The sequence below is a fragment of the Vulcanibacillus modesticaldus genome (assembly GCF_001730235.1).
Taxonomy (GTDB): Bacteria; Bacillota; Bacilli; order Tepidibacillales; family Tepidibacillaceae; genus Vulcanibacillus; species Vulcanibacillus modesticaldus.
In genome coordinates this window covers 1-5,193 of the sequence record NZ_MIJF01000054.1, presented here as the reverse complement: position 1 = coordinate 5,193, position 5,193 = coordinate 1, and the positions used below count along the sequence as shown (strand labels likewise).

At 33.5% G+C, this 5,193-nt stretch carries 5 protein-coding genes; 2 read left to right on the top strand and 3 right to left on the bottom strand.

Annotation, left to right across the window (positions count from 1 at the left end; all coding sequences use genetic code 11):
• Positions 1-465: 465 nt before the first annotated feature.
• Together fabI and BHF71_RS08965 are read right to left on the bottom strand one after the other, a co-directional pair.
• Positions 466-1,239 (bottom strand): enoyl-ACP reductase FabI, encoded by a 774-nt coding sequence (fabI, locus tag BHF71_RS08970; RefSeq protein WP_069657322.1) that lies wholly within the window; start codon positions 1,237-1,239, stop codon positions 466-468.
• Positions 1,240-1,368: 129 nt separating this feature from the next.
• Positions 1,369-1,836, bottom strand: coding sequence for an HAD family hydrolase (locus tag BHF71_RS08965; RefSeq protein WP_069657321.1), 468 nt, complete (start codon positions 1,834-1,836; stop codon positions 1,369-1,371).
• 95 nt (positions 1,837-1,931) lie between these two features.
• Here BHF71_RS08965 and BHF71_RS08960 point away from each other — a divergent pair, with 95 nt between their 5' ends.
• The gene (locus BHF71_RS08960; protein ID WP_069657320.1) at positions 1,932-2,357 is read left to right on the top strand and encodes a hypothetical protein; all 426 of its coding nucleotides are present in this window, start codon (positions 1,932-1,934) and stop codon (positions 2,355-2,357) included.
• Between the two features lie 3 nt (positions 2,358-2,360).
• Here BHF71_RS08960 and BHF71_RS08955 read toward each other — a convergent pair whose 3' ends face one another.
• Complete coding sequence (locus BHF71_RS08955; protein WP_084024472.1) at positions 2,361-4,043, bottom strand: L-lactate permease; 1,683 nt, start codon at positions 4,041-4,043, stop codon at positions 2,361-2,363.
• Positions 4,044-4,218: 175 nt separating this feature from the next.
• On the opposite strand from BHF71_RS08955, the gene BHF71_RS08950 reads away from it, so the two are divergent.
• A complete protein-coding gene (locus BHF71_RS08950) occupies positions 4,219-4,893 on the top strand; it encodes a Crp/Fnr family transcriptional regulator (RefSeq protein ID WP_069657318.1) in 675 nt (224 codons plus the stop codon).
• Positions 4,894-5,193 lie beyond the last annotated feature (300 nt).

The following is a 5,193-nucleotide window of genomic DNA, read 5'->3' as shown; positions in this document are numbered from 1 at the left end:
GTGGTCTAAACTTATTGAGTTGTCACAGGAATTTATTTTAGAGCAACAGTCTGCTTAATCTAACAGTATTAATTAGGCTCTGTTTTAAGAGTCTGCTTCAGTATGCTCTTTTTTGTCACTGTTTAAATGAAGTCATGCTTTTGCTATACTTGTTTAACCCTTTGTGAAGTTCTTTGTTCCCCAATTTTGTCATTCTTAATTTCTTTTTCACCAAACGTTTAATTTTTCATAGAACTTTTGACACTACCTAATTAATAATCATTCTCATTTGTATTATATCTTGGATAGGTTAATTTGTAAAGATTTTATCTAAAAAGTCAACAATTATTCAATTTATTAAACATTTAGTTTCAAATTAAAACAAGTTAAGGATAAAATTGATTTTATCCCGATTATTCAATCAAAAAAAACAGACTTGCAAAATTAAGAGCAAGTCTGTTTAAATCAACCTTACTTAAAGGTGCTTTATACCATCCCTAGGATGTGATAACCACTATCTACATGGATAACTTCGCCAGTTATTCCCCGGGATAAAGAACTCATCAAGAATAGAGTTGTGTCACCAACTTCTTCAGCATCAGTAGTTCTACGTAAAGGCGATTTTTCCTCAATTTCATGCAAAATACTATTAAAATCTTTTACTCCCTTTGCCGATAAAGTACGAATCGGTCCAGCAGAAATTGCGTTAACACGAATATTCTTTGGTCCTAAATCGTTGGCCAAATACTGAACACTACTTTCTAAGGCAGCTTTAGCTACCCCCATCACATTATAATTCTTAACAACCCGTTCTCCACCCAAATATGTTAATGTAACAATGCTTCCACCTTCAGACATAAGAGCTTCTGCTCCCCTTGCCACCGCAACTAAGGAATATGCACTAATCTCCTGTGCCATCAGATAACCATCCCTAGATGTATCTAGATATCTTCCTTGAAGTTCTTCAACTTTGGCATGAGCTATACTATGTACCACACCATGTAGTATGCCTATTTCTTCTTTAAGACTTGTGAATAGAGAAGTTATCTCCTCATCCTTTGTAATATCACATTGATAAAGTATAGAATCCGATAATTCCTTTGTTAATTCACGTAAATTTTTTTCAAACCTCTCCCCTTGATAAGTAAAAATTAATCTAGCCCCTGCTGAATGTAATGATTTTGCAATTGCCCACGCAATACTACGTTTATTTGCAACACCCATGATCAAGATATTCTTTCCCGATAGAAGTTGATCCATAAACCGAACACCCTTCCTTTTATCTAATTATAGTACCAGATACTAATATTTACTATTAATTTTACACCAAACTACAGTTATTTTCAAATTTTAATCAGGGAACTATTATCAATTAAGTATTGATATGTCTTATTTTCTCAATGTTGCGATCAATCTATGTTGCTTTAATAATAAATCCAGTCCATCAGAAATATGTTGAACCACAATATCTGCTTTCATTAGGGAAGTAACTGCACACCCTTCTCTTCCAATAACAGCGATTGCTAATTCTGATACCTCAAACATTAATTCATCATTAACCCCGTTCCCCATGGAGATGACTCCTTCGGAGTTCAAACTTAAAATAAACTTTTCTTTCTCCTTTTCCTGTTTTTCTTTTCCAATTATACAAACTTCGACTGGTAAACCTTCACATTCTCTAGCTACACTCCCATTAGTATCTGCTGTCAGTACGTGTATTTTTAAAATCTTTGCTAATTCTAAGATCCTGTCTTTCACACCATCTATTATCTTTCCATCAAGGGCGATCGTTCCGTTAAAATCTAAAACTAAGTGTTTAGCCACAAATTCTTTATTTCCAGGTATTTGGATTATCAAAACACCTCACTCCTTATGTAAATTATGTAAATTATCATTTCTTGTTTCTTTTTTATCATTTTTCACATAATAAATAAAGGGAGGGTAACTGATTTATGCATTTATTTCGTGGAGATGTTCATAAATTTTACTTAAAACTAAGAAAGACGATACAGGATAAAGGATCTTTAGAGTTATTGAATGAACTTAAGGAGATAGATGAAATTCGACAATTTTATCAGCAACTGTCCATTTCAGAATTAGTCAACATTCGTTATCGAATGCTAAAAGAACAAAATGCAATTGGAATGATACCCCTACTGTTTGCATCAATTCCATGGTTAGGCTTAATCTTCTCCAAACAACTTCAATATTTGTTATTTAATAACGGAGATTTTTTATGGGCATGGTTTATAATCATATATGGTATAATCCTCATGTTTGCCTTTGTGTATCATTATCGCGAAAAGGCTTGGTCGGCAGTCCATATTGATATTGTTGAAGATATTATCAACGAAAAAAAAGATCACCCTTTGGAGTGATCATTACAATAAATATATAATTATCTGTCCAATAATTCCCGATAATAGAATGAAGTAAAGCATCGGGCCTAGAGTAAGACGAATTATTGAACCTTCCTTACCTATTAAACCAACCACCGAAGCAGCGGCAACAACATTTAAAACACATATCATATTCCCAGCATTAGCCCCTAGTGCTTGCAAACTCAGAACAACTTTGGGATCCGCCCCAATTTGATCAGCTACGCTAAATTGGAATAAAGAAAACATCATGTTACTGAAGGTAGCACTCCCTGAGATAAACGATCCCAACGACCCTATCAAAGGGGCAATAATCGGCCAACTAGAACCCATTAACTGCGAAACAGTATTAGCTAACTCTAAAGGCATACTATCAAGTCCCGCGTTATTTAATTCAGAATTAATAAATATCCTAACTAGCGGTACTGATGTACCAAGGGCAATTGCACTTCCAATCATAGCTTTTAAAGAATTCGAAAATACAAAAATGCTTTGTTTCTTATCAAGTCTATGAATAAAAACGGTAATCAATACAACCACAATAAATATCGTTCCCGGCAAATAAAACGGAGCAAAAGAAGTGCTTATCTCCGTACCCAGAATATTATTCCACCCAATTCTAAAAATATTTAGCCATAATTTTATTGGTAAAAAATTAAGCCTAGTCAATATCAAAAAGATAGCAACCAATATATATGGGGTCCAAGCTAAAGGTAGGCTCAACTTCTTATCTGATTGTATTTCTTCTTGATTTTCAAAAGCACCTAACCAATTATTTGACCAATCCTCCTTTTTGGGAAAATCCCAAACCTCTTGTGGACGGAACATTCCTTTTTTTACTGCAGTTACAACAATCACCAGTCCAATCAGTCCTCCGAAAATAGAAGGAAATTCTGGTCCTAAATAGGTGGCAACCAAATAAGCTGGCATGGTAAAACTAAATCCAGCAAATAGAGCAAACCTCCAAACTTTCAATCCTTCTAACCATGATTTATTTCTACCGAAAAACCTTGTTAACATCATAACCATTATTAAAGGAATGGTAGTTCCAATTATTAAATCGATTAAAACAGCTTGAGCACCAACCGCTCGTAAATAATCATCAAACTGCTGATTTTTTAAATATTTTTGGACGATAGGTGCGACGCTTCCACCTATCCTTAACCCTTGATTAATCCCAACTATTATCGGAGTTCCAACAGCCCCAAAAGATACTGGACTACTATCGGCCATTAAAGCTAAAGAAACCGCTGCTAAAGGGGGAAAACCTAGAGCAACTAATAGAGGAGCTCCTATCGCTGCTGGAGTACCGAAACCTGCCGCACCTTCAATAAACGCTCCAAATAGCCAAGCAATTATGATTACTTGAATACGCCTATCCGGTGTTATATCCATAAAACCAGCCCTAATGGCATCCATAGCTCCACTTACTTTTAAGGTGTTTAACATCAAGATTGCACCGAAAACGATGTATAAAATTGAAATGGCAATAATAATTCCTTCCAAAGTAGCTGCTGCAATTTGAATCGCCGGTACCTTCCAATATACCAAGGCTAATAACACTGTAACTAAATAACTAATAGGCATAGCTTTAGTGGCTGGAATCCTTAAAACAACTAAAAAAATTAGTACAGCGAGAATAGGTGTTAAGGCAACGATTGTAGTTAAAACATTCAAAAAAATCATCTCCCAATAAAACACAATTCTACCCGCTTATTATTTTACATTTAAGATTAAATATTCATAAAAACGTTGATACTGGAATTTTAAATGAAGTGCAAATAAGATCATTATTAGGGTTTTTAACTATAATATGTTTTAATATAATGGTTTAAAAAGCTATTATGAAATGGTGATCAAGATGATTGATGAAAATATAATGAGATCGGCTTCAGAGTTATTCCCTTTTCTCAACTCTATATTTCAAGATAAAGAAAAAAGTAAGCACCTAACATTTTCAACGATTAAAGCTGGAACATATGCCTTCAATGAGGGAAAATACTATCATTTTATTCCTTTGATTTTAAAAGGCACTATTAGAGTTTCAAAAATTGGAGAAAACGGAAGAGAAATTGTTTTGTATCGAATAAGCAAAGGAGAAAGTTGTATTTTACTATTAAGTAGCGCCCTATCATCTGAACCATATACCGCTACAGCCTATGTTGAAGAAGATACTGAAGTTCTCAATATACCTATATCTTTATACCAAGAAGCAATAGTTAACTTCGACTTAGTTAGAAATTTTACATATCAGTTATATAATAAGAGAATTGCAAACATGTTAAGTCTTATTGAAGAAATAGTTTTTAACAAAATGGATAAAAGAATTGCCGAATTTGTATTAAACCACACTTCTGAACATTCTAATGTGGTTGAACTTACTCACGAAGCTCTAGCGATTGAATTAGGAACAGCTAGAGAGGTTGTTAGCCGTATTTTAAAAGAATTTGAAAAGAAAGGCTTTCTTAAATTGAGTCGAGGAAAAATAATAGTTCTTAACCATAATAATTTTCTCCTATATTATCAGAAAATGTGATTTTATCACTGAATTAAAGTAACTTTTTAGATATTTTAAGGATGAATAAAATATGGTAGTGTCAAAAGTTCTATGAAAAATTAAACGTTTGGTGAAAAAGAAATTAAGAATGACAAAATTGGGGAACAAAGAACTTCACAAAGGGTTAAACAAGTATAGCAAAAGCATGACTTCATTTAAACAGTGACAAAAAAGAGCATACTGAAGCAGACTCTTAAAACAGAGCCTAATTAATACTGTTAGATTAAGCAGACTGTTGCTCTAAAATAAATTCCTGTGACAACTCAATAAGTTTAGACC

Coding starts and splice junctions, on each gene's coding strand:
- fabI (WP_069657322.1), bottom strand. CDS start 1,239: ATGGATCAACTTCTATCGGGAAAGAATATCTTGATCATGGGTGTTGCA.
- BHF71_RS08960 (WP_069657320.1), top strand. CDS start 1,932: ATGCATTTATTTCGTGGAGATGTTCATAAATTTTACTTAAAACTAAGA.
- BHF71_RS08955 (WP_084024472.1), bottom strand. CDS start 4,043: ATGATTTTTTTGAATGTTTTAACTACAATCGTTGCCTTAACACCTATT.
- BHF71_RS08950 (WP_069657318.1), top strand. CDS start 4,219: ATGATTGATGAAAATATAATGAGATCGGCTTCAGAGTTATTCCCTTTT.